The 25,943-nt window shown below is 72.5% G+C and carries 22 protein-coding genes and 2 riboswitches; of the genes, 13 read left to right on the top strand and 9 right to left on the bottom strand.

Annotated features, from left to right (window positions below; all coding sequences use genetic code 11):
- The first annotated feature begins 10 nt into the window (after nucleotides 1-10).
- The 6 genes from AB4880_RS01075 (at nucleotide 11) to AB4880_RS01050 (ending at nucleotide 8,023) form a co-directional block, all read left to right on the top strand.
- Nucleotides 11-2,965, top strand: coding sequence for a bifunctional [glutamine synthetase] adenylyltransferase/[glutamine synthetase]-adenylyl-L-tyrosine phosphorylase (locus AB4880_RS01075; protein ID WP_367917346.1), 2,955 nt, complete (start codon nucleotides 11-13; stop codon nucleotides 2,963-2,965).
- A 159-nt stretch (nucleotides 2,966-3,124) separates the two neighbouring features.
- On the top strand, nucleotides 3,125-4,123 hold the full coding sequence (locus tag AB4880_RS01070) for a FecCD family ABC transporter permease (RefSeq protein WP_367917345.1): 999 nt from the start codon (nucleotides 3,125-3,127) through the stop codon (nucleotides 4,121-4,123).
- Nucleotides 4,120-5,169 carry a FecCD family ABC transporter permease gene (locus tag AB4880_RS01065; protein WP_367917344.1) on the top strand — a complete coding sequence of 350 codons (1,050 nt, stop codon included), beginning with the start codon at nucleotides 4,120-4,122 and terminating at the stop codon, nucleotides 5,167-5,169. The genes AB4880_RS01070 and AB4880_RS01065 overlap by 4 nt, the downstream gene beginning before the upstream one ends.
- Nucleotides 5,166-5,975, top strand: coding sequence for an ABC transporter ATP-binding protein (locus AB4880_RS01060; protein ID WP_367917343.1), 810 nt, complete (start codon nucleotides 5,166-5,168; stop codon nucleotides 5,973-5,975). Before AB4880_RS01065 ends, AB4880_RS01060 begins: the two co-directional genes overlap by 4 nt.
- Nucleotides 5,976-6,027: 52 nt before the next feature.
- Nucleotides 6,028-7,080, top strand: coding sequence for an iron-siderophore ABC transporter substrate-binding protein (locus AB4880_RS01055; RefSeq protein ID WP_367917342.1), 1,053 nt, complete (start codon nucleotides 6,028-6,030; stop codon nucleotides 7,078-7,080).
- A 307-nt stretch (nucleotides 7,081-7,387) separates the two neighbouring features.
- The gene (locus tag AB4880_RS01050; RefSeq protein ID WP_367917341.1) at nucleotides 7,388-8,023 is read left to right on the top strand and encodes an alpha/beta hydrolase; all 636 of its coding nucleotides are present in this window, start codon (nucleotides 7,388-7,390) and stop codon (nucleotides 8,021-8,023) included.
- Between the two features lie 47 nt (nucleotides 8,024-8,070).
- On the opposite strand, the gene AB4880_RS01045 is transcribed toward AB4880_RS01050, so the two are convergent.
- Nucleotides 8,071-8,289: a hypothetical protein gene (locus AB4880_RS01045; RefSeq protein WP_367917340.1), complete on the bottom strand. Its 219-nt coding sequence runs from the start codon at nucleotides 8,287-8,289 to the stop codon at nucleotides 8,071-8,073.
- Complete coding sequence (locus AB4880_RS01040) at nucleotides 8,286-9,689, bottom strand: glycosyltransferase family 2 protein (RefSeq protein ID WP_367917339.1); 1,404 nt, start codon at nucleotides 9,687-9,689, stop codon at nucleotides 8,286-8,288. Before AB4880_RS01040 ends, AB4880_RS01045 begins: the two co-directional genes overlap by 4 nt.
- 219 nt (nucleotides 9,690-9,908) lie before the next feature.
- Here AB4880_RS01040 and AB4880_RS01035 point away from each other — a divergent pair, with 219 nt between their 5' ends.
- The gene (locus AB4880_RS01035; protein ID WP_367917338.1) at nucleotides 9,909-11,600 is read left to right on the top strand and encodes a putative bifunctional diguanylate cyclase/phosphodiesterase; all 1,692 of its coding nucleotides are present in this window, start codon (nucleotides 9,909-9,911) and stop codon (nucleotides 11,598-11,600) included.
- 56 nt (nucleotides 11,601-11,656) lie between these two features.
- On the opposite strand, the gene AB4880_RS01030 is transcribed toward AB4880_RS01035, so the two are convergent.
- Nucleotides 11,657-11,911 carry an oxygenase MpaB family protein gene (locus AB4880_RS01030; RefSeq protein WP_367917337.1) on the bottom strand — a complete coding sequence of 85 codons (255 nt, stop codon included), beginning with the start codon at nucleotides 11,909-11,911 and terminating at the stop codon, nucleotides 11,657-11,659.
- A 10-nt stretch (nucleotides 11,912-11,921) separates the two neighbouring features.
- Here AB4880_RS01030 and AB4880_RS01025 point away from each other — a divergent pair, with 10 nt between their 5' ends.
- A complete protein-coding gene (locus AB4880_RS01025) occupies nucleotides 11,922-12,311 on the top strand; it encodes a hypothetical protein (RefSeq protein ID WP_367917336.1) in 390 nt (129 codons plus the stop codon).
- Here AB4880_RS01025 and AB4880_RS01020 read toward each other — a convergent pair.
- From AB4880_RS01020 to gcvT, 6 genes are all read right to left on the bottom strand, one after another.
- Nucleotides 12,280-13,686: a diguanylate cyclase domain-containing protein gene (locus tag AB4880_RS01020; RefSeq protein WP_367917335.1), complete on the bottom strand. Its 1,407-nt coding sequence runs from the start codon at nucleotides 13,684-13,686 to the stop codon at nucleotides 12,280-12,282. The two genes, AB4880_RS01025 and AB4880_RS01020, sit on opposite strands and share 32 nt — an antisense overlap.
- Nucleotides 13,687-13,786: 100 nt before the next feature.
- The gene (locus AB4880_RS01015) at nucleotides 13,787-15,169 is read right to left on the bottom strand and encodes an L-serine ammonia-lyase (RefSeq protein WP_367917334.1); all 1,383 of its coding nucleotides are present in this window, start codon (nucleotides 15,167-15,169) and stop codon (nucleotides 13,787-13,789) included.
- A gap of 5 nt (nucleotides 15,170-15,174) precedes the next feature.
- Nucleotides 15,175-16,104 carry a lipoyl synthase gene (gene lipA, locus AB4880_RS01010; protein WP_367917333.1) on the bottom strand — a complete coding sequence of 310 codons (930 nt, stop codon included), beginning with the start codon at nucleotides 16,102-16,104 and terminating at the stop codon, nucleotides 15,175-15,177.
- Nucleotides 16,101-17,381 (bottom strand): serine hydroxymethyltransferase, encoded by a 1,281-nt coding sequence (gene glyA, locus AB4880_RS01005; RefSeq protein ID WP_367917332.1) that lies wholly within the window; start codon nucleotides 17,379-17,381, stop codon nucleotides 16,101-16,103. Before glyA ends, lipA begins: the two co-directional genes overlap by 4 nt.
- Entirely contained in the window at nucleotides 17,381-17,752 is a 372-nt protein-coding gene (gcvH, locus tag AB4880_RS01000; RefSeq protein ID WP_367917331.1) for a glycine cleavage system protein GcvH, read from the bottom strand. The genes glyA and gcvH overlap by 1 nt, the downstream gene beginning before the upstream one ends.
- Before the next feature lie 18 nt (nucleotides 17,753-17,770).
- Nucleotides 17,771-18,892: a glycine cleavage system aminomethyltransferase GcvT gene (gene gcvT, locus AB4880_RS00995; RefSeq protein WP_367917330.1), complete on the bottom strand. Its 1,122-nt coding sequence runs from the start codon at nucleotides 18,890-18,892 to the stop codon at nucleotides 17,771-17,773.
- Between the two features lie 54 nt (nucleotides 18,893-18,946).
- Nucleotides 18,947-19,049: riboswitch (glycine riboswitch) on the bottom strand.
- A riboswitch (glycine riboswitch) is annotated at nucleotides 19,050-19,147 on the bottom strand.
- Between the two features lie 69 nt (nucleotides 19,148-19,216).
- Between gcvT and AB4880_RS00990 the strand changes: the two genes are divergently transcribed.
- From AB4880_RS00990 to AB4880_RS00970, 5 genes are all read left to right on the top strand, one after another.
- A complete protein-coding gene (locus AB4880_RS00990) occupies nucleotides 19,217-20,740 on the top strand; it encodes an SDR family NAD(P)-dependent oxidoreductase (RefSeq protein WP_367917329.1) in 1,524 nt (507 codons plus the stop codon).
- 104 nt (nucleotides 20,741-20,844) lie between these two features.
- Nucleotides 20,845-22,374 carry an amino acid permease gene (locus tag AB4880_RS00985; protein WP_367917328.1) on the top strand — a complete coding sequence of 510 codons (1,530 nt, stop codon included), beginning with the start codon at nucleotides 20,845-20,847 and terminating at the stop codon, nucleotides 22,372-22,374.
- Complete coding sequence (locus tag AB4880_RS00980) at nucleotides 22,371-23,219, top strand: glutamate ABC transporter substrate-binding protein (RefSeq protein WP_367917327.1); 849 nt, start codon at nucleotides 22,371-22,373, stop codon at nucleotides 23,217-23,219. Before AB4880_RS00985 ends, AB4880_RS00980 begins: the two co-directional genes overlap by 4 nt.
- A 3-nt stretch (nucleotides 23,220-23,222) precedes the next feature.
- Complete coding sequence (locus tag AB4880_RS00975; protein WP_367917326.1) at nucleotides 23,223-25,040, top strand: putative nucleotidyltransferase substrate binding domain-containing protein; 1,818 nt, start codon at nucleotides 23,223-23,225, stop codon at nucleotides 25,038-25,040.
- Complete coding sequence (locus AB4880_RS00970; RefSeq protein WP_367917325.1) at nucleotides 25,037-25,864, top strand: metallophosphoesterase; 828 nt, start codon at nucleotides 25,037-25,039, stop codon at nucleotides 25,862-25,864. Before AB4880_RS00975 ends, AB4880_RS00970 begins: the two co-directional genes overlap by 4 nt.
- The last annotated feature ends 79 nt before the right edge of the window (nucleotides 25,865-25,943 follow it).

Genomic DNA, 25,943 nt, shown 5'->3' with positions numbered 1-25,943 from the left:
AGGGACGAGCGTGAACCGCGCCAGCCAGCGCACCGAGCTGCTCCGTCTCGGCTTCGTCGACCTCGATGCGGCCCAGGCAGGGCTCGAGCAGATCGGTGCCGGGGCGGGCGAGCTGCTGCCCTATCTCGGGCAGAGTGCCGACCCGGACGCCGCGCTGCGGGCGCTGTGCCGCCTCGCCGACGCCGTCGACGACCGGGCCGAGTTGCTCGACGCCGTCCGCGACGACGAGGGTACGGCGATGCGCCTGCTCCGCGTCCTCGGCGCGAGCGCCGCGCTGGCCGACCATCTCGGCCACCACCCGGAGCAGTGGCGCGAGCTGACCGACCCGACGCTCGGGTCGACCCGGCCCGCGGCCTGGGCGATGCGCGCCGCGCTGCTCGACGCGGTCGCCGGGAAGCCGGACCGGGAGGCGGTCGACGCGCTGCGCGTGGAGTACCGCCGCCAGCTGCTCCGGCTCGCCGCGCGCGACCTGGCCCACGACCTGGCCGTCGACGACGCCGCGGCCGAGCTCGCCGATCTCGCCGCCGGCACGCTCGACGCAGCGCTCGTGGTGGCGCGCGAGCGCATCGGCGCCGACGCGGACGCCGTCCGGCTGGCGGTCGTGGCGATGGGCAAGTGCGGCGGCCACGAGCTCAACTACGTCTCCGACGTCGACGTGATCTTCGTGCACGAGGTCGTCGATCCGGACGCCGACGACCAGGCGCTCGCCTCCGCCGCGAGGGTCGCGGCCCGGCTCGCGGCGCAGTTGATGCAGGTCTGCTCCGACCACACCGCCGAGGGCACGATCTGGCCGGTCGACGCGGCGCTGCGCCCCGAGGGCAAGGCCGGTCCGCTCAGCCGCACGATCGCCAGCCACCGGGCCTACTACGAGCGCTGGGCCGAGCCGTGGGAGTACCAGGCGCTGCTCAAGGCGCGCGCGGTCGCGGGCGACCTCGACCTGGGCCGCGCGTTCGTGGCGATGGTGCAGCCGATGGTCTGGTCGGCGGCCGATCGCGAGGGCTTCGTCGACGCCGCACGCGCGATGCGACGGCGGGTCCTCGATCACATCCCGGCCAAGGAGGCCGACCGCCAGCTCAAGCTGGGCGCGGGCGGGCTGCGCGACGTCGAGTTCGCGGTCCAGCTGCTGCAGCTCGTGCACGGCCGCGCCGACGAGCGGATCCGGCCGCCGACGACGCTGAGCGCGCTGGCCCGGCTCACCGAGAACGGCTACGTCGGCCGCGAGGACGGCGAGTCGCTGCACCGGGCCTACGCCTTCCTGCGCCAGCTCGAGCACCGGATCCAGCTCCACCGCCTGCAGCGCACCCACGTCGTACCGTCGGACGAGGCGGCGCTGCGCCGGCTCGGCCGCAGCCTCGGCTTCCTCAAGGAGTCGGAGAAGCGGCTCGACGACACCTGGGGGCACCACCGGCGCGAGGTCAGCCGGCTGCACCAGAAGATCTTCTACCGGCCGCTGCTGTCCGCGGTCGCGCGGATCGCGTCCGACGAGGTGCGGCTGTCGTCGGAGGCGGCCGGGGCGCGCCTCGCCGCCCTCGGCTACGCCGACCCGCAGGCCGCGCTGCGCAACCTGGAGGCGCTGACCGCCGGGGTGTCCCGCACCGCCGTCATCCAGCGGACGCTGCTGCCCGCCATGTTGCAGTGGTTCGCCGAGTGCCCCGACCCCGACGGCGGGCTGTTCGGCTTCCGCCGGATCAGCGAGACCCTCGGCCGGACGCCGTGGTATCTCTCCACCCTGCGCGACGAGGGCGAGGTCGCCGAGCGGCTGGCCCATCTGCTCGCGACCTCCCGCTACTGCACCGACCTGCTGGAGCGCGAGCCGGCCGGCGTCCGGCTGCTCGCGGGCGACCTGGCGCCGCTGGCGTCGGAGGCGATGCTCGAGGAGATGCTCGCGACCGCCCGACGTCAGGACGGCGCGGAGAAGGCGGTCCGCGCGGTACGCGCCGTACGGCGTCGGGAGCTGCTGCGCATCGCCGCCGGCGACGTCCTCGGCCTGGTCGACGTGGCCGACGTCGGCTTCGCGCTGACCCGGCTCACCGACGCCACCTTGGAGGCGACGCTCGAGGTGACCGCGCGCTCGGTGGCCGCGCAGCGCGGACTCGAGGAGCCGCCGACCCGGCTGGCGGTGATCGCGATGGGGCGCTACGGCGGCTTCGAGCTGTCCTACGGCAGCGACGCCGACGTGCTCTTCGTGCACGACCCGGTCGAGGGCGCCGACCCGCAGGCGGCGTCGTCGTACGCGCGGGCGGTGGCGGAGGAGCTGCGCCGGGTGCTCGGCGCGCCCGGGCCCGACCCGGCGCTCGTGGTCGACGCCGACCTGCGTCCGGAGGGGCGCAACGGCCCGCTGGCGCGGACCCTGGAGTCCTACGCCGCCTACTACGCGAAGTGGTCGCACGTCTGGGAGGCGCAGGCGCTGCTGCGCGCCGACGCGGTGGTCGGCGACGCCGGGCTGCGGGAGCGGTTCACGGCGCTCATCGACCCGCTGCGCTATCCCGAGGGCGGGCTGACCGACGAGGACGTCCTCGAGGTCCGCCGGATCAAGGGGCGCGTCGACAAGGAGCGGCTGCCGCGCGGCGCCGACCCGGCGCTGCACCTCAAGCTCGGGCGCGGGGGACTGGCCGACATCGAGTGGACGGTCCAGCTGCTCCAGCTGCGCTACGGCGCCGAGATCGAGGGGCTGCGGACCGCCCAGACGCTGGCCGCGCTGACCGCCGCGGCCGAGGCCGGGCTGATCGCGCACGAGGACGCCGAGACGCTCGGCGCGTCGTGGCGGATGGCCTCGCGGGTGCGCAATGCGCTGCTGCTGGCGCGCGGTCGGCCGGGCGACCAGTTCCCGCGCGGCACGCTGGAGCGGCGCGCGGTCGCCGGGATCCTCGGCTACCAGCTGTCCGAATCGGACAGGTTGCTGGACGACTATCTACGCGCCAGTCGGCGGGCGCATGCCGTCGTCGACCGGGTGTTCTGGGAGTGAGAGCGGCGTCATCACCGTTCGGGTGCGACGCTCCTTCGCCCAAGTCGCCCGAACGTGCGCTCGGTATGCCATGATGGGCGCAGTCGGGCCGCGACCGACCCCCCCCAGAGGTCGCGGCCCGGCTGCTTTTTTGCACCCTTGATGTGATTGACTTAGGTAATGCAAACCTTAGTTCGGACGCCGGGCCGGCCGGCCGCCGTCCTCGTGGGGGTGGGCGTGCTGCTCCTGGCCGCCGTCGCGCTGAGCCTGGCGCTGGGCGTCCGGGGGATCGCGCTCGGTGACACCTGGCATGCCCTCGTCGACCCGGTCGCGGGCAAGGTCGACCATGAGGTGATCCGCGGCCAGCGGGTGCCGCGGACCGTCATCGGCGTCCTCGCCGGCGCCGCGCTCGGACTCGCCGGCGCGCTCAGCCAGGCGATCACCCGCAACCCGCTGGCCGACCCCGGCCTGCTCGGCCTCAATGCCGGCGCATCGCTGGGGATCGTGATCGCGGCGACGGCGTTCGGCGTGCTCAGCCCGATGGGCGCGATCTGGTTCGCCTTCCTCGGCGCCGCGATCGCCGCGGTCGTCGTCTTCGCGATCGGGCACGGCCGGCCGGTGCAGCTCGCGCTCGCCGGGGCGACCGTGTCGGCGCTCCTCGTGCCGGTCTCGAACCTGCTGCTCTTCCGCGACCTCGATGCCTTCAACCAGCTGCGGTTCTGGGCGGTCGGCGCGCTCGCCGGACGGGACGCCGACGCCGTCGCCGCGCTGTGGCCCTTCCTGCTGGTGGGCGTGGTGCTCGCGGGCTTCGTCGCGCACCGCCTCAACGGCCTCGCGCTCGGCGACGACGTCGCGGCCGCGCTCGGGCAGAGCGTCGCGGCCACGCGGGTGCTGTCGGGTGTCGCGATCGTCTGCCTCGCCGGTACGGCGACCGCGCTCGCCGGCCCGATCGCCCTCGTCGGCCTGGTCGTCCCGCACGCCGCGCGGCGGCTGGTCGGCACGGACCACCGCTGGGTGATCCCGCTGTGCGCCCTGCTCGGGCCGATCCTGCTCGTCGCCGCCGACGTCATCGGCCGGCTGGTCAAGCAGGACGAGCTCGAGGCCGGCGTCGTCGCCGCCCTCATCGGCGCGCCGGTGCTCGTCGCCGTGGCGCGCGGCCGACGGGTGGCGGGCCTGTGACCGCGCTGCCGGTGGCCTCGGCCGGCGTCGCCCGGCTGCGGAGACTGCGGCGCCGCCAGCGGGCGCGGGCGTCGGCGGTGGTGGGCGTCGGCGCCGTCGCGTGCCTGGCGCTGGTGCTGGTCGGGCTGAACCTCGGGATGGCCGGCGTGCCGCCGCAGCGCGCGCTGCCCGCGATCTTCGGGGTGGGCGACCGGTTCGACCTGCTCGTCGTACGTCAGCTGCAGCTGCCGCGCGGGCTCGCCGCGGTCCTCGCGGGCGCGGCGTTCGGGCTGGCGGGCGCGCTCTTCCAGTACACGCTGCGCAACAGCCTCGCGAGCCCCGACATCCTCGGCATCTCCGGCGGCGCCTCGCTGGGGGCGATCACCGCGATCGTCGGGTACGGCGCCAGCGGGCTCGCCGTCACCGGGTCGGCGCTCCTCGGCGGACTCGGCATCGCGGCCGCGATCTGGCTGCTGGCCTGGCGCGGGGGACTGCACGGCACCCGGTTCGTGCTGGTCGGCGTCGGGCTGTCGTACGTCTGCGCGTCGCTCGTCTCGTGGCGGCTCTCGGAGGCGGATCTACGCGAGGGCGGGACCGTGCTGCTGTGGACGGTCGGCAGCGTCTCGGACATCCGCAACGAGATGCTCGGCCTCCTGGCGCTCGGCGTCGGCGTGCTCGGCGTCCTCGCGTTGGTCGCGGGGCGACAGCTCGCGCCGCTCGCTCTCGGCGACGAGCACGCGCACGGCCTCGGCGTCGCGCCCAACCGGGCGCGGGCGCTCGCCCTGCTCGCCGGCGTCGGCCTGGTCGCGCTCGCGACCGCGGTCGCCGGGCCGATCGCCTTCGTCGCCCTGGTGGCGCCGGCGATCGCCCGCCGGCTGGTCGACGACGGGGGGCCGGCGCTGCTGCCGTCGGCCGCCGTCGGCGCCACCCTCACCCTCGCGTCCGACGTCCTCGGACAGCTCGCGCCGTTCGGTCTCGCCGCCCCCGTGGGCGTGGTGACCGGCCTGGTCGGCGCGCCGTACCTCCTCTGGCTGCTTGCCCGCAGCGAACGAAAGGCCACCGCATGAGCACCGCGATCACCGCGTCCGGACTGTCCCTCGGCTACCGCGGCCGGACCGTCATCGATCGGCTCGACCTGGCGCTGCCGCCGGGGAAGGTGACCGCGATCGTCGGGCCCAACGCCTGCGGCAAGTCCACACTGCTGCGCGGACTGGCCCGGCTGCACCCGCATCTCGCGGGGACGGTGACCATCGACGGGCAGGACATCGGCCGGCTGCCGCGGCGCCGGCTCGCGCGGCTGGTCGGGGTGCTGCCGCAGTCGTCGATCGCGCCGGACGGCGTCCGGGTGGCGGAGCTGGTCGGGCGGGGCCGGTTCCCGCACCAGGGCTGGTTCGGTCGGCACTCGAGCGACGACGACGCCGTCGTCCTGCGGGCGCTGGAGGCGACCGGCGTCGCGGACCTCGCCGAGCGGCGGCTCGAGGAGCTGTCGGGCGGCCAGCGGCAGCGGGTCTGGATCGCGATGGTGCTGGCGCAGGAGACCAGCGCGGTGCTGCTGGACGAGCCGACGACGTACCTCGACGTCACGCACCAGCTCGAGCTGCTCGACCTGCTCGCGGACCTCAACGCCGAGCGGGGGACCACGGTCGTCATGGTGCTGCACGAGCTCAACCACGCGGCGCGGTACGCCGACTACATGGTCGTGATGTCGGCCGGGCGGGTGGTCGCCGAGGGCGCTCCGGGCGACGTCCTGACCGTCGCGTCGGTGCGCGACGCCTTCGGCCTGGACGCCGAGGTGATCTCGGACCCGGTGACCGGCGGGCCGCTCGTCGTACCGAAGGGGCGTCCGCGGACCGGGGCGCTCGCCATCCTCTGATCGTACTTGATTAGGATAGGCTCACCTAACCAAACGAGATGAGGAGAGACGCGTGCGCACCACACGTGCCTTCCGCCGGCTGACCGCGATGGTCGCCGGCGCGGCCGCGGTCATGGCCCTGGCGGCCTGCGGCCAGGAGAACGACGACAAGGCCGAGGGCGGGACCACCACCGTCAAGGCGACGGACAGCTTCCCGATCACGATCGAGAACGCCTACGGAAAGACCGTGATCAAGGAGGAGCCGACGCGGGTCGCGACCTGGGGCTGGGGCTCCACCGAGGCCTCGATCGCCGCCGGCGTCTACCCGGTCGCCGTCGCCGAGCAGATCTGGACCGTCGGCAAGGGCAACCTGCTGCCGTGGGTCGAGCAGGCCTACGACAAGGCCGGCGTCGCCCACCCGACCCTGCTCGCCGACGACGGCTCCGGCGCGACCGTGCCGTACGACGAGTTCATCGCCGCCAAGCCGGACCTGATCCTGGCGCCGTACTCGGGGCTCACGCAGGAGCAGTACGACACCCTCAGCAAGATCGCGCCCGTCGTCGCCTTCCCCGACGGCCCGTGGACGACGCCGTGGGACGAGACGATCAAGATCACCGCGACCGCACTCGGCCGCAGCGCCGAAGGCGACCGGATCCTCGCCGACATCGACGACTACTTCGCCGCCGAGCGCGCCGAGCACCCGGAGTTCGAGGGCAAGACCCTGGCCGGCATCTGGGCCGAGCCGAACAAGCTCTCGCTCTACACCGCCCGCGACCCGCGCATCGGGATCCTCACCAAGCTCGGCTTCCAGGTCGCGCCGAGCGTCGACGAGCTCGACACGTCGGACGGCGGGTTCTTCTACGAGATGAGCTATGAGAAGGCGGACCAGATCGACGCGGAGGTGGTGATCACCTACCACGAGACGCCGGAGTCGGCGGCCGCGATGCTGAAGGACCGCAAGGCGCTGGCGATCCCCGCCCTCGCCCGGGGTGCGGTGGCGCAGATGGTCGGGCGGGAGAACGTGTCCTCCGTGTCGCCGCCGACGGCGCTGAGCTTCGCCTGGGAGAACGGGCTGCCCGCGCTCGTCGACAAGCTGGCGGCGGCGGTCGAGGGCGCCGAGGGCTGACGTTCGCCGACCCGGCAGAAACTGGCTCGCGAAACGCACCGACCCGGCAGAAACTTCTGCCGGGTCGGTCATCGGCGGGGATGGCATCAACCAGGTTCATCGGATCCGCGCCGATCAGCCCCGGGCCGCCCTCTCGTGGCTGGTCGTGCTGGGTTCGTGACTCAACCATCCACCGTTCGGGCGAAATCGGCGCTTCGAGGTCGATTTCAGCGCGAACTGTGGATGGTTCGGTGCCCGCCGGCCCGCGCCCCCGCAATTCCCGGGGCCGAAGGGATGCGATGGGCGACCGAACCGCGATGATGGAGCCATGACCAGCTTCGCTGAGCCCGTCGTCCTGCGCCGCGGGGGCACCGCGGCGGATGCGCCCGTCGTCGTCCTGCTGCATGGGCGCGGTGCGGATGAGATGTCGATCATGGCGCTGGCCGACCACCTGCCGGCCGGCCCCGAGTACGTCGCCGTGCGGGCGCCGATCGCCGAGGGCGGGGGCTTTGCGTGGTTCGCCAACCGGGGGATCGGGCGGCCGGTGGCGGAGTCGCTGGCCGAGACGATGAGCTGGTTCCGGGAGTGGCTCGACGCCGAGCTCCCGGCCGGCCCCGACGGCCGGAAGGTCGTGCTGGTCGGGTTCAGCGGGGGAGCGGCGTTCGCGGGCGGCCTGATCCTCTCCGACCCGAGCAGGTACGCCGGCGTCGCGATCCTCTACGGCACCTTGCCCTTCGACGCCGGGGTGCCGATCACCCCGGGCCGCTTGACGGACACGCCGATGTTCGTCGCGCAGGGCGAGACCGACACGGTCATCCCGCGCGAGCTCCTCGACGCGACCTGGCACTACCTGACCACTGACGCCCACCCGAGGACGGCGACCTGGCGCGAGCCCGGCGGTCACCTGCTGACGGCCGAGGCGGCGGCGGCCCTCAACGCGTGGCTCACCGCCGTCCTCGGCTGAGTGGGCTGAGTGGGCTGAGTGGGCTGAGACGGCCGAGTCGGCTGGGGTCAGCGGTCGCCGTCGGGGTAGATGCTGCGGGTCTCGGCCCGCTCGTAGGTGCGCGGCAGGTGGTCGCGCACGTAGATCTTCGGCAGCGCCTTGGCGACCGACAGTGCCACGTAGATGACCGTGTTGATCGCGACGAAGGCGGCGAGGACGCCGAAGGCGTGCGTGCGGACGAGGGACTCCGGGAACAGGATGCCCAGGGTCGAGACGAGGGTGCTCATGCGTCCACCTTCACGCCGGTCGGGGTCTGGACGACGTGCTTCCACGTGGCGGTGCGACCGAGGGACATGTCGACGATCCCCTTCAGGTAGACCAGGTCGAGGTAGAGCGCGTAGGCGAGCTCGGGGAAGAGCGTCGCGGCGAGCAGGCGGGCGCGCCAGCCGCCCCGCCACACGGTGACGATCCGTTCGACGGTGAAGACCAGGCCGGTGCCGAGCCAGAACGGGAACCACACCCACGTGTCGAACGACAGCGCCATCAGCGCCATCAGCAGCAGGTAGGCGCCGAGCGCGATCACGCCGTAGCCGATGCCGAGCTGCTGCGCCCAGTACCGGAAGGTCGCGGGCCGCATGCCGTACTCGCCGAGGTTCTCGAGCGCCCCGCGCTGCCAGCGCAGCCGCTGCGCCCACAGCGAGCGCCAGGTCGGCATCACCTCGGTGACGACGGTGCAGTCGGACGGCGAGATGACCAGGCCGCCGAGCGTCTTGAGCGCGAGCGTGATCTCGTTGTCCTCGGTGAGGACGAGGGTGTCGTAGACGTCGCCGGGTACGCCGGGCAGGATCCGGCCGCGCTCGGCCGCGACGGTGCGCAGCGCGCGCGGACGGAAGACCGTCGCGGTGCCGGTGAGGACGAACACGCGGCCGCGGCGGCGGCGGAGGTCGCGGGCGTAGCGCGTGTACTCGTTGCGCTGGAACTGCCCGATCAGGCCCTTGCCCTCCTCGCCGTAGAAGAGGCCGCCGATCGCCATCAGGGCGCGGTCGGAGATCATCCGGCGGACGGCGGACTCCAGGAAGCCCGCGTCGAGCACGGTGTCGGCGTCCATCACCATGACCAGGTCGTTCTCGCCCTGGGTGGGCAGGATCCGGGACAGCGCCTGGTTGAGGCCGCCGGCCTTCTTGTGCACGTTGTCGACCGTCTCGAAGACCTCGGCGCCGCCGAGGCGGGCGAGGTCGGCGGTGTCGTCGGTGCAGTTGTCGGCCACGACGATGACCCGCTCCGGCGGGCGCGACTGCGCGAACAGCGACGCCAGGGTGGCGCGGATGCTGGCCGCCTCGTTGTGGGCCGGCACCAGCACGGTCAGCGTGACGTTGCCGTGGAAGACGCCGCGCGTCTCGGCCATCACGTGCTTGGGCGACAGGGGCAGGCCCTCGCCGTCCTCGCTGCGCCGGGCCCGGTTGGCGATCCGCCGCTCGAGGACGGCGACGCCGGCGGCGAACAGCAGCGCCAGGCCGGCCGCGGCGGCGAGCGTCGGCATGCTCGGCGCCTCGGTGTCGTACAGCAGGTGCCAGGCGCCCAGAACCAAGCCGTCGGCGGGCTGGTCGGACTTGCCGGGAGTACCCGACACCGACCACCACAACAGGGCCGCTCCCACGGCCGCCGTACCGAAGATGAGCAGTCCCACTGCTCGTTGCAATCCGCGCACGTGCGCTCCTCCCACAGATCTCCCGAGATGGACCATAGGGGTGATGCGGGGCCGACCGTGCTTCTTCGGTCGACACCTGACCGATCGACAGCGGGACCCAGGACGTACGTCCCGAATGTCTCCGATCCGCACGGGTGGTGCCGAAGGGAGGGTCACGCCCGGTCTGCTGCCGGGTCGCAGGTCCGGGACGGAGGTGGGATGAAGACGCGAGCGAAGGGCCTCGCGGTGCGACGCACCATCCTGGACGCCGTCCCGTTCAGCGTGATCGTCACCGACGTCCGCGGCCGGATCCGCGACGTGAACCCCGCGGCCATCGACCTCCTCGGGTACGACGCCGACGAGCTCCTCGGCGCCCCGCTGACCGCCATCGACGGCATCGAGCGCGCGCGCTACCACGACGGGACGCCGGTCCTGGTCGAGGTGACCGGCGACGACGCCGAGTGGGTCTACCGCCGCCGCGACGGGACGCTCGCGCCCGTGCAGGAGTCCGTCGTCCCGCTGGAGGACACCGAGACCGGCGAGCCCGGCTTCCTTGTCGTCGCCTACGACATCACCCACCGGCTGGAGGCGCGGCAGCGCGTCGAGCACCTGGTGACCCACGACAGCCTGACCAACCTGCCCAACCGCACTTTGCTCGTCCGCCACCTCGAGCGGGCGCTGGAGCGCGCGTCGGCGGAGGACAGCCAGTTCGCGCTGGTGCTGCTCGACCTCGACCACTTCAAGCGGGTCAACGACTCGCTCGGTCACCACATCGGCGACGAGCTGATCCTCGTCGTGGCCGAGCGCCTGCTCGCCTGGACCCGCTCCGGCGACCTGGTCGCGCGGGCCGGCGGCGACGAGTTCGTCATGGTGCTGCACGACATCCGGCCCGGGCCCGAGCTCGACCGGCGCCTGGAGCAGCTGATGGTCGACGTCCTCGCTCCCGTCATCGTGCACGGCTACGAGCTGGTCGTCACCGGCAGCGTCGGCGGCACCTGCTTCCCGGTCGACGGCGCCGACCCGGTCACCCTGCTCAAGCACGCCGACATCGCGATGTACCAGGCCAAGGGCGCCGGCCGGAACGTGCTGCGCTGGTTCGAGCCCTGGATGGTCGAGGAGAACGACGGCCGGCTCGCGCTGTCGGCCGCCCTCCGGCAGGCGCTCGAGGTGGGCGAGCTCTCGCTGGCCTACCAGCCGCAGATCGACCTCGCGACCGGCGAGGTCGTCGGCATCGAGGCGCTGGTGCGCTGGATGAGCCCGGTGCTCGGCCCGGTGCCGCCCGACCAGTTCATCCCCGTGGCCGAGGACGGCGGCCTGATCGTCCCGCTCGGCGGCTGGGTGCTCCGTACGGCGTGCCAGGGCCTGGCGCGCATCCAGGAGGAGCTCGGCCAGCCACTCCGCCTGGCCGTCAACGTCTCGCCACGCCAGCTGCGGGGGAGCGCGTGGCTGGAGGAGGTCGCCGCGGCCGTCGTCGCCGCCGGCATCGAACCGTCCCAGCTGGAGGTCGAGATCACCGAGGGCCTGCTGCTCGAGGACCGCGGCGACGTCGTCGACATGCTCGACGCGCTGCGCTCGATCGGCGTGACGATCGTGGTCGACGACTTCGGCCGTGGCTACAGCAGCCTCGCCTACCTGACCCGCTTCCCGATCGACAAGATCAAGATCGACCGCTCGTTCATCCAGGAGATCACCCGCGCCGACACCGACGCGGCGATCGTCGACGCGATCATCGTGATGGCGCACGCGCTCGGCATGACCGTGGTCGCGGAGGGCGTCGAGACCGAGGTCCAGGAGCGCTACCTGCGCGAGCGCGGCTGCGACGAGGTGCAGGGCTACCGCTACAGCCCGGGCGTCCCCGCCGACACGCTGCCGATGGTGGCGCGGGCGCTCTCGCGCCAGCAGTCCTCGTAGCTCTTCGACAGCCCCAGCACCGCCGTCCCGATGAGACGAGGGACGAGGGGGACGGGTCAGACGAGGGGACGGCGCAGCCGGCGGCGCAGCCGCATGTCGGCGAGCCACAGGTTGAACGGGAAGATCCGCAGCGGCCGGGGGAGCAGCCGCTCGAAGCGGCGCTGCTTGCGCGGGCTCCAGGCCAGCCCCATCGCCTCGCGGAACAGCGGCGGCAGGAAGCCGGTGGTCACGAAGACGAGGAAGGGTGCGAGCAGGCGGAGGGACCGCGGGAAGTTCTGCAGCGTCGTCAGCCGCATCAGGTACGACGCCACGGCCGGGTCGATGTCGACCGGATCGCTCGAGCCGGTGCCGCTGCCGACCGGCCCGCTGGAGGAGCGGGTCGACGTCGCGGTGACCTGGTTCCTCGGCTCGATCACGCCGGAGCGCGCGACCTACCTGACGGTCCAGGCGGCCGAGGGCGTCGGTGAGGACGCCGAGGTGCGGGCGATCCTCGACGACGCCCAGGACCTCGCCGCCCGGCGGGTGCTGCAGATGGTGGGTGTCGACCCCGAGGGTACGGCGGCGCTCGCCACCGTCCGCGCGTACGGCGAGCTGGCGCGCGGCGCGATCCGCGAGTGGACCCGCGGCGGGGCACTCACCCGCGACCAGGCGCACCTCCTGCTGCGGGAGGCGCTGCTGGTCATCGTGCGGAGCGTGCTGCCGCGCCTGTGAAGGTCCGTGCGCGGGCGGCGCGCTTGGTCTCGTACATCCGGTGGTCGGCCCGCGCCATCAGGCTGCGCGGCGTGCTCGACCGGTCGGAGACGGCGCAGCCGACGCTGGCCGTGATCCGGTCGTACGGCGCGTCGCTGGCCAGACCGTAGGGCCGGGCGACGGCGCGGCGGATCCGCTCGGCGTACATCTCGAGCTCGGCGGGGTCGCCGACGTCCGGGCACATCACGACGAACTCGTCGCCGCCGAGCCGCGCGACGGTGTCGGTGGGCCGGGTCTCCTGGACCAGGCGCCGGGCGATCTCGCCGAGCAGCAGGTCGCCCTCGTCGTGACCCCAGGCGTCGTTGACCAGCTTGAAGCCGTCGAGGTCGAGCATCAGCACGCCGACGGTGCCGGGGGCGCCGTGGGCCAGGGCCGCCTCGAGGCGCTGGTTGAGCAGGGTGCGGTTGGCGAGGCCGGTCAGCGGGTCGTGCAGCGCGAGGTGGCTCAGCTCGGCGATGAGGGCGTTGCGCGAGTCGCGGAAGAGCGCCATCGCCAGGACGACGAGGGTCAGGCTGCCGACCATGCCCTGGGCGAGGACCGCCTGCTGCTCCGGCGGCAGGCCGTGCAGCGCGCCGCGGTCGAGCAGCGTCGCGGCGACGATGGACGCGCCGCCGATGCCGGTGAACACGGTGCTGGTGGTGGTCGAGTAGCGCAGCGCCACCCACAGCGCCGGCAGCATCACGGCGAAGGCGATCGGATGGCCGGGGTTGAACCAGTACACCCGGCCGAAGACGACGGCGGTGACGACCGCGCAGGCGAGGGTCTCCGCGATCCACGCGCCGGTCCACCGCGGACGGCGCCACTGGGCGTCGCGCAGCCGGAGCACGATCGCGACCCCGGTGAGCGCGGTGACCCCGTTGCGCACCGCGAAGAGGGCGAACGTCTCGGGCAGGTCGCCGTGTCCGACAGAGGCGAGGAAGGCGATGGAGAGCGTCGCGGCGACGACGGTCCCGGCGCTGACCGCGACGACCAGCCGGGCCAGATCGGCCGGCTCGCGCAGGACGACGCTCGGGCGCCCGCGGGCCAGCACCTCGCTGGTGACCGCGGCCAGGGCCATGTTGACCCCGGCGAACCACACGGCGACGGCCGGCTCGGCGTCCGTCCCCAGCACCACGGCGATGTTGACGCCACCCATGAGCAGCCAGTTGACGGCGGCCCGGCGGCGCGACAGGCCGCGGAGGTAGAGCGCCCAGAGAACGCCGACCGCGGCGGCCGGCCAGACGAGCGAGATCTGCGACTCCTCCAGCCGGGTGGCGCGGCCGAGCAGCACTGCCGCGGCGTCGGCTGCCGCGAAGCCCACCGCAGGGAGTCCTGCGTGGACGAAGCGACGTACCACGGCGGTGCTCCTATCGGTCTTTCCGGGGACAACGGTCTCATCGACCGGAACACGGGAGATCGAAGGAGTTCTGCCCGGGGCGCTCGGCCCCGGGCAGCGGTCAGCACTCGATGACGTTGACGGCGAGACCGCCGCGCGAGGTCTCCTTGTACTTCGTCTTCATGTCGGCCCCGGTCTCCCGCATGGTCTTGAGCGCCTTGTCGAGGCTGACCTTGTGGGAGCCGTTGCCGTGGATCGCCAGGCGGGCCGCGTTGATCGCCTTCACCGACGCGATCGCATTGCGCTCGATGCACGGGATCTGGACCAGACCACCGACCGGGTCGCAGGTGAGGCCGAGGTTGTGCTCGATGCCGACCTCGGCGGCGTTCTCGACCTGCGGGGGCGTGCCGCCCAGCACCTCGGCGAGCGCGCCGGCCGCCATTGCGCAGGCCGAGCCGACCTCGCCCTGGCAGCCGACCTCGGCGCCCGAGATGGACGCATTGGTCTTGGCCAGGATGCCGATCGCCGCACCCGTGAGCAGGAAGCGGACGATGCCGTCGTCGACCTGCTCGGGCGGGCGGCCCGTCGCGACGAAGCGCACCCAGTAGTGCAGGACGGCGGGCACGATGCCGGCCGCGCCATTGGTCGGCGCGGTGACGATCCGGCCACCCGACGCGTTCTGCTCGTTGACCGCCAGCGCGAACAGGTTGACCCAGTCGATGACGTCGAGCGGGTCCTCGCTGCCGCGCTCGCAGAGCTTGGCGTAGAGCTCGGGGGCCCGCCGCGGGACCTTGAGCCCGCCCGGGAGGACGCCCTCCTGGTGGCAGCCCTCCTCGACGCACTCGGCCATCACCCGCCAGATCTCCAGCAGGCCCGCGCGGACGTCGGCCTCGCTGCGCCAGGTCAGCTCGTTGGCCATCATCACGTCGGACACGCGCATGCCCTCGCGCTCGCAGACCGCGAGCATCTCGCCGCCCGTGGTGAACGGGTAGGGGAGGACCGTGTCGTCGGCGACCACGCGGTCGGCACCGGCCGCCGCCTCGTCGACGACGAAGCCGCCGCCGACGGAGTAGTACGTCCGCGCGCGCAGCTCGGCGCCCGCGTCGTCGTAGGCGGTGAAGATCATGCCGTTGGGGTGGGCAGGGAGCGACTGACGCCGGTGCATGACGACGTCGTCGTCCTCGAAGTGGACCACCTTCGCGCCGGCGAGGTTGAGCTCGCGGCGCTCGAGGATCGCCGCCACGCGGGCGTCGTACGTCGTGGTGTCGGTGGTTGCCGGGTCGTCACCCTCGAGTCCGAGGATGACGGCCTTCACCGAGCCGTGGCCGTGGCCGGTCGCGCCGAGCGAGCCGAACAGCTCGGCCTTGACGCGCGCGACCCGAGGGAGCTCGCCGTCGGTGGCGAGCCCCTCGGCGAAGATGCGCGCGGCACGCATCGGGCCGACCGTGTGCGAGGACGACGGCCCGATGCCGATCGAGTAGAGGTCGAAGACACTCAAAGCCATGAGGATCAGGCGCTCCTGAGTTCCATAGCTCGACGGTACAACCGTCCGGCACGGTAGGAGGAGCGCACGAGCGGTCCGGAGAGTACGCCGCTGAACCCGATCTCCTCGGCCTCGGCCTCCAGCTCGACGAACTCCTCGGGCTTGACCCACCGCTCGACCGGGTGGTGCCGGACCGACGGCCGCAGGTACTGGGTGATCGTGACCAGCTCGCAGCCCGCCGCGTGCAGGTCGCGCAGCGCCTGCGACACCTCCTCGCGGGTCTCGCCCATGCCCAGGATCAGGTTCGACTTCGTCACCAGGCCGAAGGCGCGGGCCTGGGTGAGGACGTCGAGCGAGCGCTCGTAGCGGAAGCCGGGGCGGATCCGTTTGAAGATCCGCGGCACCGTCTCCACGTTGTGCGCCAGCACCTCGGGCCGCGACGCGAACACCTCGGCCAGGAGCTCCGCCCGGCCGTTGAAGTCGGGGATCAGGTTCTCGACACCAGTGCCGGGATTGAGGTCGTGGATCGCGCGGACCGTCTCGGCGTACAGCCAGGCGCCGCCGTCGGCGAGGTCGTCACGGGCGACGCCGGTGATGGTGGCGTACTTCAGGCCCATCGTCCGCACCGACTCCGCGACCCGCCGGGGCTCGTCGCGGTCGAGCGGCTGGGGCTTGCCGGTGTCGATCTGGCAGAAGTCGCAGCGTCGGGTGCACTGGTCGCCGCCGATGAGGAAGGTGGCCTCCTTGTCCTCCCAGCACTCGAAGATGTTGGGGCAGCCGGCCTCCTCGCACACGGTGTGGAGGCCCTCCGACTGCACCAGCTTCTTCAGCCCGCGGTACTCCGGGCCCATCTTCGGCTGGACGCGGATCCACGACGGCTTGCGCTCGATCGCCGTCTCGGCGTTGCGCACCTCGAGCCGGAGGAGCTTGCGCCCCTCCGGCACGACGGCGGTCACGAGAGCTCCGGGTAGAGCGGGTGTGCCGCGGCGAGGGCCGCGACGCGCTCGCGCAGCTTGGCGGCCACGCCCTCGTCGTACGACGGCTTGAGCGCCTCGGCGATCACGTCGGCGACCTCGGCGAAGGCCTCGGCGCCGAAGCCGCGGGTGGCGAGCGCCGGCGTGCCGATCCGCAGGCCCGAGGTCACCATCGGCGGGCGCGGGTCGAACGGGACGGCGTTGCGGTTGACGGTGAGGCCGATCGAGTGGAGCCGGTCCTCGGCCTGCTGGCCGTCGAGCTCGGAGTCGCGCAGGTCGACGAGCACCAGGTGGACCTCGGTGCCGCCGGTCAGGACGGAGACGCCCGCCTCGACGACGTCCGGCCGGGTGAGCCGCTCGGCGAGGATGCGTGCGCCCTCGAGCGTGCGCTCCTGGCGCTCCTTGAACTCCGGCGAGGCGGCCATCTTGAAGGCCACCGCCTTGGCCGCGACCACGTGCTCGAGCGGACCGCCCTGCTGGCCGGGGAAGACCGCGCTGTTGATCTTCTTCGCCAGCTCGGCCTTGCTGAGGATGACGCCGCCGCGCGGGCCGCCGAGCGTCTTGTGCGTCGTGGTGGTGACGATGTCGGCGTGGGGGACCGGGCTCGGGTGCAGGCCCGTGGCGACCAGGCCGGCGAAGTGGGCCATGTCGACCATCAGGTAGGCGCCCACCAGGTCCGCGATCCGGCGGAACTCGGCGAAGTCGAGCTGGCGCGGGTACGCCGACCACCCGGCCACGATCAGCTTCGGCCGGTGCTCGAGCGCGAGCCGCTCGACCTCGGCCATGTCGACCCGGAAGTCGGTGTCGTCGACGTGGTAGGCGACCACGTCGTAGAGCTTGCCGGAGAAGTTGATCCGCATGCCGTGGGTCAGGTGACCGCCGTGCGCGAGGTCGAGGCCGAGGATCGTGTCGCCCGGGTCGAGCAGGGCGAACATCGCGGCGGCGTTGGCCTGCGCGCCGGAGTGCGGCTGCACGTTGGCGGCCTCGGCGCCGAAGAGCTCCTTGACCCGATCGATCGCGAGCTGCTCGATGACGTCGACGTGCTCGCAGCCGCCGTAGTAGCGGCGGCCGGGGTAGCCCTCGGCGTACTTGTTGGTCAGGACCGAGCCCTGCGCCTCCATCACGGAGACGGGGGCGAAGTTCTCCGACGCGATCAGCTCGAGCGTGCCCTGCTGCCGGGCCAGCTCGGCGGTGATCGCCGCGTGGACGTCGGGGTCGAAGCTCGCGAGCGACTCGTCGAGCATCCGCTGCTGGCTCATCAGTCCTCCAGGAGGGCTTGGTAGCCGGCGGCGTCGAGCAGCTCGCCGGTCTCGGTGACCTTGACGACGAACAGCCAGCCCTCGCCGAACGGGTCGCTGTTGATCAGGCTCGGGTCGGCGTCGACGGCCGCGTTGACCTCGACGATCTCGCCGGTGACGGGGGCGTAGAGGTCGCTGACCGACTTGGTCGACTCGAGCTCGCCGCAGGACTCGCCGGCGGTGATGGTGGCGCCGACCTCGGGGAGGTCGACGTAGACGACGTCGCCCAGGGCGTCGGCGGCGTAGGCGGTGACGCCGACCTTGGCGTTCTCACCGTCGACGGCGATCCACTCGTGCTCGGCGGTGTACTGGAGGTGCGTGGGGTTGCTCATGATGGTCTCCTGGAAGTCTCAGCGGTTGCGGTTGTAGAAGGGGAGCCCGACGATCTCGGCGTCCTCGAGGGTGCCGCGCAGCGACACGGCGAGGCGGGTGCCGACGGCCGCGAGGGACGGCGGCACGTAGGCCATCGCGATCGGCCTCTCCAGCGTGGGGGACGGCGACCCGCTGGTGACCTCGCCGACCTCGGCGCCGGTGGCCGGGTCGACGACGGCGTAGCCGGCGCGGGGGGAGCGGCGGCCCGACGAGACCAGCCCGACGAGGACCCGCTGCGGGCCCTCCTCCTTGCGCCGCGCGAGCGCGTCCTGGCCGACGAAGCCGTCGGGCTTGTCGAGGACGACGACTCGGCCGAGGTTGGCCTCGAAGGGTGTGATGTCGCGGTTGAGCTCGTGCCCGTAGAGCGGCATGCCCGCCTCCAGGCGCAGCGTGTCGCGGCAGGCGAGGCCCGCGGGGATCAGGCCGTGCGCCTCGCCGGCCTTGCTGAGCGCGGCCCAGATCGCGGCGGCGTCGGCGGGACGGCAGTAGACCTCGAAGCCGTCCTCGCCGGTGTAGCCGGTGCGGGCGAGCAGCACGTCGATGCCGGCGAGCGTGCCCGCGTCGATGGCGTAGTACTTCAGCGACGGCACGTCGAGCTCGGTCAGCTCGGCGACGATCGCCGCCGAGGCCGGGCCCTGGACGGCGAGGAGCGCCCACTCGGCGGAGGTGTCGCGGACCTCGACGTCGTACTTCTCGGCGCGGGCGGCGATCTCGGGCGCCACGACCGCGACATTGCTCGCGTTGGCGACGACCATGAAGTGCTCGTCGGCGAGGCGGTAGACGACCAGGTCGTCGATGATCCCGCCGTCCTCGGCGCAGATCATCGAGTAGCGCGCGCGGCCCACGCCGATCGCGGACGGCCGGCCGACCAGCGCGAAGTCGAGGGCGGCGCCGGCGCCGGGGCCGGTCAGCTCGATCTCGCCCATGTGGGTGAGGTCGAAGAGCCCGGCCTGGGTGCGGACGGCGCGGTGCTCGGCGGTCTCGGAGCCGTAGCGGACCGGCATCTGCCAGCCCGCGAAGTCGGTGAACGACGCACCGAGCTCGCGGTGCACGTCGTGCAGCGGGGTGAGCCGCGGGGTCCCTGAAGGGGTCGTGGTCATGTGGGAGGCTTCCTCGTGGAGAGCACGGCTGACGCCGCACTCGTGGCTGGGTTGCCTCCCCGCTCTGTCATCGCTACCTGAGAGCTTCACCGTCCGGTCGGACGGCTTGCACCGTGGGTGCGGGCCGGTGGATCCGGTCCGACTTTCCAGAGTTCGCCTCGTCCCAGCGGTCAGGGGTGCCTGAGAGATTCTTGGGGAGATTTGCTCCTTCGGCGCTCCGTCCTCGTGGGTCGGAGACTCTCCCGCTGGGGTTCGAACAGCGCGATGTGGAGTTGTGAGGGGGAGCATACGGCATCCGGGCGTCCGCGCACGTACGATCTGCCGGTGCATCACCCCGACCCCGCGCCGCTGACCCGGATCGACCCCGACGAGCTGGCGATCACCCTGAAGGTCCTCGCGCAGGTCCCGCAGCTCGACCCCGACCACGACGACGTGCGCACCATGAAGCGCGCCGCGTCGTACATGTACAAGCTGATCAAGAAGCAGCGGCGCGCCGAGATCCGGATGGAGCGGCAGCGCCACGACCAGGACATCATCGAGCTCACGGCGACCGGGTCGAAGATGCGCATCGACGACGAGACCGCCGGCATCCCGCTGGTCTCGACGGCGAAGGGGGCCTTCGCGGGCGAGCTGCTCACCGCGCGCGGGTGCTACATCTGCAAGGAGGACTTCACCCTTGTCGACGCCTTCTACCACTGGCTGTGCCCGCGCTGCGCCGCGATGAGCCACGCCAAGCGCGACCAGCGCACCGACCTCACCGGCAAGCGTGCGCTGCTGACCGGCGGCCGGGCCAAGATCGGCATGTACATCGCGCTGCGGCTGCTGCGCGACGGCGCGCACACCACGATCACGACCCGCTTCCCGAAGGACGCCGTACGGCGGTTCGCGGCGATGGACGACTCCGCCGACTGGCTGCACCGGCTCAAGGTCGTCGGCATCGACCTGCGCGACCCCACCCAGGTGATCGCACTGACCGACGACGTCGCCGCCGACGGACCGCTCGACATCATCATCAACAACGCCTGCCAGACCGTACGACGGCTCCCGGGCGCCTACTCCCACCTCATCGACGGCGAGAACGCGGCCCTGCCGAGCGCGGAGTCACTGGGCGTGAAGGCGCTGCCCGAGATGGTCACCTTCGACCGGATCTCCGAGGCCCACCCGGCCGCCATCGCCGGCGCGCTGTCGACCACCGCGGTCGCCCACCACGACGGCGAGTCGGCCGAGGCGGCGCTCGCCGCCCACAACGCGGCGTCCCTGACCGCGCTCGCGCTCAAGGCCGGCAGCGCGTCGCTCGAGTCGCACCTCGCCGGCACGGCGATCGACGCGGGCGGCCTGATTCCCGACGTCCAGACCAACAACTCCTGGACCCAGGTGCTCGACGAGGTCGACCCGCTCGAGCTGCTCGAGGTGCAGTTCTGCAACTCGATCGCGCCCTTCCTCATCAACTCGCGGCTGCGCCCCGCGCTGCGGGCGGCCGTGCAGGCCGGCGCGCGCCGCGCCTACATCGTCAACGTGTCGGCGATGGAGGGGCAGTTCTCCCGTCGCTACAAGGGCGCCGGCCACCCGCACACCAACATGGCCAAGGCCGCGCTCAACATGATGACCCGGACCTCGTCGGGCGAGATGTTCGAGACCGACAAGATCCTGATGACCGCCGTCGACACCGGCTGGATCACCGACGAGCGGCCGCACCACGAGAAGCTGCGCATCGCCGCCGAGGGCTGGCACGCCCCGCTCGACCTGGTCGACGGCGCGGCGCGCGTCTACGACCCGATCGTGCGCGGCGAGGCCGGCGAGGACCTCTACGGCTGCTTCGTGAAGGACTACGAGCCCTCTCCCTGGTGATCCCTCACACACCGCACCTTGTGTTGCGGTGCGTCACGGGTGGACGATGCGGGACGCAGATCGCGCCAGCCACTCGGGGCCGGCGCTCACCGAGGAGGGTGTGCATGACCCAGGTGGAGGGCGCCCATTCGGCGCTGGATGCGGAGCAGGTCGGCTACAAGCAGACGCTCGGCCGACGACACGTCCAGATGATCGCGATCGGCGGCGCGATCGGCACGGGGCTCTTCCTCGGCTCGGCGTCGCGACTGCACAGCACCGGACCCGCGCTGCTGTTCAGCTACGCCTTCGTCGGCGTGATCGCCTACTTCCTGATGCGGGCGCTGGGCGAGCTGGTGCTGCACCGGCCGACGTCCGGCGCGTTCGTGTCCTACATGCGGGAGTTCTACGGCGAGGGCGCGGCCTACATCACCGGCTGGATGTACTGGCTCAACTGGGCGCTGACCGGCATCGCGGAGCTGTCCGCGGTCGGGCTCTACATGCAGTACTGGTTCCCCAACCTGCCGGCGTGGATCACCGTGCTCATCGCGCTCGCGGTGGTGCTGGCGATCAACCTGCTCTCGGCGCGGGCGTTCGGCGAGTTCGAGTTCTGGGCGGCGATCCTCAAGGTCGCGGCGATCGTGGTCTTCCTCGTCGTCGGCCTGGTCGTGGTGGTCGGGACGTTCGACATCGGCGGCCACCAGGCCGGCGTCCAGAACCTCTGGAGCAACCCGGGCGGCTTCTGGCCGGCGTCCGGCGGCTTCAACTGGTACGGCCCGATTCTGGTGATGTCGGGCGTGATCTTCGCCTACGCCGCGATCGAGATGGTCGGTGTCGCCGCGGGCGAGATGGAGGACGCCCAGCGTGAGGTGCCGAAGGCCGTCAACGCGGTCATCATGCGGATCGGCGTGTTCTACTGCGGGTCGATCCTGCTGCTGGTCTGCATGCTGCCGACCTCGGAGTTCGTCGCCGGCATCAGCCCGTTCGTGACGGTCTTCGACCGGCTGGGGCTGAACTGGATGGGCGCCGCGATCCAGGTGATCCTCATCGTCGCCGCGATGTCGAGCCTCAACTCCGGGCTCTACTCCACCGGCAGGGTGCTGCGCAGTCTCGGCATGTCCAAGCAGGCGCCCGGCTTCACGCTCAAGATGAGCGCCTCGGGCGTGCCGTGGGCGGGCATCGCGATGACCTCGGTCGTCTACGTCTTCGGCGCGCTGCTCAACGCGCTGGCGCCCGACGCCTTCGAGATCGCGCTCGAGGCGGCCGCGATCGGCGTGATCTTCACCTGGGCGTCGATCTTCCTGTGCCAGATCCGGCTGCGGCGGCTCACCGACCGGGGGGTGATCCCACCGAGTCCGTTCCCCGCGCCCTGGTCGCCGTGGACGTCGATCGTCGGGCTGGTGTTCCTGGCGCTGGTGGTCGTCGGCATGGCGATCTCGGGGTGGCAGGCGTCGCCATACTTCTGGCACAAGACGAACTTCATCGTCGTGGTCATCGGCATCCCGGTGATCGCGCTGGTGCTGTGGGTCGGCTGGCTCGTCGTCCGGCCCAATGTCGTCGCCGACACCGGCGGGCGGATGCAGTCGGTGTGGACCGACGACGGCCCGCGGTACGTCGACGAGGAGCCGTTCCCGGTCGGCGGGGAGATCGAGGCATGAGGACCACCGTCATGCGGACCGCGCTCGCGACCGCGCTCGCCGTCCTGGCGACGACCCTGGCCGCGTGCGGCAGCGACGGCGAGATCAAGTCGCCTGACCTGGTCAAGGGCGCCCACGCGGGCGGCAAGCTCACCATCGGCATCTCCTTCGACGAGCCCGGCGTCGGCTTCAAGGACGGCGACACCTACCGCGGCTTCGACGTCGACACCGCGACCTACGTGGCCAAGGCGCTCGGCGTCGCCGCGAAGGACATCACCTGGGTGCGCGCCGACCCCGAGGACCGGGCGCGGCTGCTCGAGAGCGGGGAGGCCGACCTGATCGTCGCGACCTACTCGATCACCGACCAGCGCAAGCAGGAGGTCTCCTTCGCGGGGCCCTACTTCGTCGCCCACCAGGACCTGCTGATCCGGCGCAACGACACCGACATCACCGGGCCGGAGACGCTCAACGACCGCACCCTGTGCTCGGTGACCGGTACGACGTCGTCCGACTACGTCCGCGCGCACTACAAGGGCCACATCACGCTCAAGGAGTACCCGCGCTACTCCCAGTGTGTGAGCGCATTGCTCGCCGGCAAGGTCGACGCGGTCACCACCGACGACCTGATCCTCGCCGGCTACGCCGCCGAGAGCCGCTACAAGGGCAAGCTCAAGGTCGTCGGCAAGGGCTTCACCGACGAGCGCTACGGCATCGGCGTCAAGAAGGGCGACCAGCAGCTCGTCGACCAGGTCGACGAGGCGCTGAAGCAGTACGTCGACGACGGCTCGTGGGAGGCGGCGCTGAAGCGGTCGGTGGGCGACTCGGGCTACGACATCCCCGGCCCGCCGACGCCGGGCACCGCCTGACCCGTGACCGTGGACGTCCTGGCGACCCTCGCGACGACGCCGCCGTTCGACCAGCTCACCGACGCCGAGCGCCGCGACCTGGCTCGCGGCGCCCGCGTCGAGCAGCACGCCGACGAGGTGGTGCTGCTCGACGCGTTCACGGCGATGCCGCGGCACGTCTTCGTCATCGTGTCGGGGAAGGTCGACCTGTGGGTCGAGCCGGAGGGCCCGTCGGAGGCGCCGGACCTGGTGCTCGGCCCGGGTGACGTCTTCGGGCTCGACGCCACGCTGACCGGGCGGGCGATCGGGCCGCTCGCGGTGTCCTCCGGTCAGGTGCAGGTCATCCGGCTCTCGGCCGCGAAGGTCTCCGAGCTGCTCGCGGGCGACCGGCCCGTCGTCGTACCGGACCGTCTGGCCGGGCCGCCCGCCTCGGAGTCGCCGGCCTATGTCGTCGTCGACGAGCTGGTCATCAGCGAGCCGGTGATCGTGGCGCCGGCCGACCGGGTCATCGACGTCGCGCGCACGATGACCTCGGCCAACCACGGCTACGCCGCCGTACGGCTGCCGCAGGGGTGGGGGATGATCACCGACCGGATGCTGCGTGAGCGGGTGTTGGCGGGCGACGTCCGCGCCACCACGCCGGTGGGCGAGCTGGTCGTCGCGGAGACCCCGAACCAGGTCGTGAGCGGGTCGTCGGCCGCGGAGGCGCTGATCGTGCTGCTCGACCGGCGCGCCGACTATGTGCTCGTCGTCGACCGCGACGGCTCGCTGCGCGGCTCGGTCGAGCCGCGGGACTTCATGGTCTCCTCGACCACGGCGGGGGTGTCGCTGCACGAGCAGCTGCGCCGCGCGGGCAGCGTGGAGGAGCTGCAGACCCGGGCGCGCGGGATCCCCGGCGTCCTGGCGACGCTGCTCGACGGCGGGCTCGCGTCGGGCAAGGTGATCACGGTCCACACCGCGATGCTCGACACGACCGTACGACGCATGGTCGAGCTGATCTTCGCACGCCACCCCGCCCTCGACCCGGATGCCTTCACCTGGCTCTCGCTCGGCAGCAACGGTCGCGGCGAGGCGGTGCCGAGCTCCGACATCGACTCCGCGGCGGCCTTCGACGACGCGGTCACGGCCGACGACATCGTGCGCTACCGGCTGGCCTTCGGCGAGATCGCCGACGCGCTCGCCGCAGCCGGCCTGACCGGCGACCAGCACGGCGCCACCGCGGCCCGGCCGCTGTTCTCGCGGACCAACGCCGCTTGGCGCGCGGCGGGGGAGCAGTGGCTAGCCGCGCCCGCCAGCAACAACGGCGCGATGATGACCTCGCTGCTCGTCGACGGCCGCCCGATCTACGGCGACCCGGGGCTGCCCGCGGTGGCGCAGGTGTTCGCGGGGCTGCGCCGCCACCCCGGCACGATGCGGCTGCTGCTGCAGGAGTCGCTCTCGCGGCGCGCCCGGATGCGCGTGATCCGCGACCGGCGCGACTTCGACCTCAAGTCCCACGCGCTGCTGCCCATCGTCAACCTGGCCCGCTGGGCCGCGCTCAGCGTGGGCTCCTCGGCGCTGCCGACGACCGAGCGGTTGCGCGCCGCGTCGGGGACGACGGTCCTGCCGACCGCGCAGGCGCTCGCGCTGGTCGAGGTGTTCGAGGTGCTGCAGCGGCTGCGGCTGCGCCACCAGCTGCGGCAGATCGAGCAGGGCGAGGCGCCCAGTGACCGGGTCGACCTGCAGGCGGTCTCGGCGATCGACCGCAGCATCATCAGCCGCGCGGTCCGCGAGATCGCCGCCGTCCAGCGCCGGATGGACAATGTCGCGCTGTACGACGACCCGGAGTCGTGGGGCCGATGACGATCGCGGTCATCGGCGATGTGGGCGGCCACGCCGCAGCGCTCAGGGACGAGCTCGCGCGGCTCGGCGTGCCGGACGACGGCCGCGGGCCGATCCCGGCCGACCTGACCGTCGTCCAGGTGGGCGACCTGGTGCACCGCGGGCCGGACTCGGAGGAGGTCGTCCGCCAGGTCGACGGCTATCTGCGACGCCAGCCGGGGCGGTGGGTGCAGCTGATCGGCAACCACGAGGCCCAGTACGTGCGGCCGCGGGCCTTCCAGTGGTCGCCCGCGCTCGACCCGTCGGCCTCGGACCGGGTGCGGTCCTGGTGGCGTGAGGGGCTGATGCGCCCGGCGGCGGCGCTCTCCGTCGACGGCGAGTCGTTCGTGGTCACGCACGCCGGGATCACGGCGCCCTTCTGGCGCGACGTACTGGGCGCGCCGACGTCCGCCGCGGAGATCGCGGCCGCCCTTGCGGCGCTGGCGCGCGCCGACGCCCCGGCGCTCTTCCGGGCCGGTTGCATGCTGCAGGGTCGCGACGCCGACCCGCTCGCCGGGCCGCTGTGGGCCGCCGCGGCGACCGAGCTGACGGCGTCCTGGATCGGCGCGGAGCTCCCCGTCAGCCAGGTCCACGGGCACTCGTCGGCGTACGACTGGGAGTCGAAGGCATGGCGCCTGCCGGCCGACCTGGTGGCGGACGCGCGCCTCGACGAGGACGCGAAGCACGTGACCGTCGTCCTGCCGGGCGGGCGGATCGTGGGCGTCGACCCGGATCACCGCGCCACGGCGCGCACGCCGTGGAGGGCGTGGGTTGTGTCTGGAGGGGTGCTGGTCCCTGCGGGTTGAGGTCCGCGCGGTGCCAGGTTTGGTTATCGATGGCGTGGTGGCGCGTCGCTGTGGTTGAGGTGGGTGGTTGCGGCTCGCT

It is taken from the genome of Nocardioides ginsengisoli, assembly GCF_039537225.1.
GTDB lineage: Bacteria > Actinomycetota > Actinomycetes > Propionibacteriales > Nocardioidaceae > Nocardioides > Nocardioides ginsengisoli.
Note: the sequence above shows the minus strand (reverse complement) of the source record. Positions and strands in the feature narration are given on the sequence as shown.

Coding starts and splice junctions, on each gene's coding strand:
- AB4880_RS01070 (WP_367917345.1), top strand. CDS start 3,125: ATGCAAACCTTAGTTCGGACGCCGGGCCGGCCGGCCGCCGTCCTCGTG.
- AB4880_RS01060 (WP_367917343.1), top strand. CDS start 5,166: ATGAGCACCGCGATCACCGCGTCCGGACTGTCCCTCGGCTACCGCGGC.
- AB4880_RS01050 (WP_367917341.1), top strand. CDS start 7,388: ATGACCAGCTTCGCTGAGCCCGTCGTCCTGCGCCGCGGGGGCACCGCG.
- AB4880_RS01045 (WP_367917340.1), bottom strand. CDS start 8,289: ATGAGCACCCTCGTCTCGACCCTGGGCATCCTGTTCCCGGAGTCCCTC.
- AB4880_RS01035 (WP_367917338.1), top strand. CDS start 9,909: ATGAAGACGCGAGCGAAGGGCCTCGCGGTGCGACGCACCATCCTGGAC.
- AB4880_RS01025 (WP_367917336.1), top strand. CDS start 11,922: ATGTCGACCGGATCGCTCGAGCCGGTGCCGCTGCCGACCGGCCCGCTG.
- AB4880_RS01015 (WP_367917334.1), bottom strand. CDS start 15,169: ATGGCTTTGAGTGTCTTCGACCTCTACTCGATCGGCATCGGGCCGTCG.
- glyA (WP_367917332.1), bottom strand. CDS start 17,381: ATGAGCCAGCAGCGGATGCTCGACGAGTCGCTCGCGAGCTTCGACCCC.
- gcvH (WP_367917331.1), bottom strand. CDS start 17,752: ATGAGCAACCCCACGCACCTCCAGTACACCGCCGAGCACGAGTGGATC.
- gcvT (WP_367917330.1), bottom strand. CDS start 18,892: ATGACCACGACCCCTTCAGGGACCCCGCGGCTCACCCCGCTGCACGAC.
- AB4880_RS00985 (WP_367917328.1), top strand. CDS start 20,845: ATGACCCAGGTGGAGGGCGCCCATTCGGCGCTGGATGCGGAGCAGGTC.
- AB4880_RS00980 (WP_367917327.1), top strand. CDS start 22,371: ATGAGGACCACCGTCATGCGGACCGCGCTCGCGACCGCGCTCGCCGTC.
- AB4880_RS00970 (WP_367917325.1), top strand. CDS start 25,037: ATGACGATCGCGGTCATCGGCGATGTGGGCGGCCACGCCGCAGCGCTC.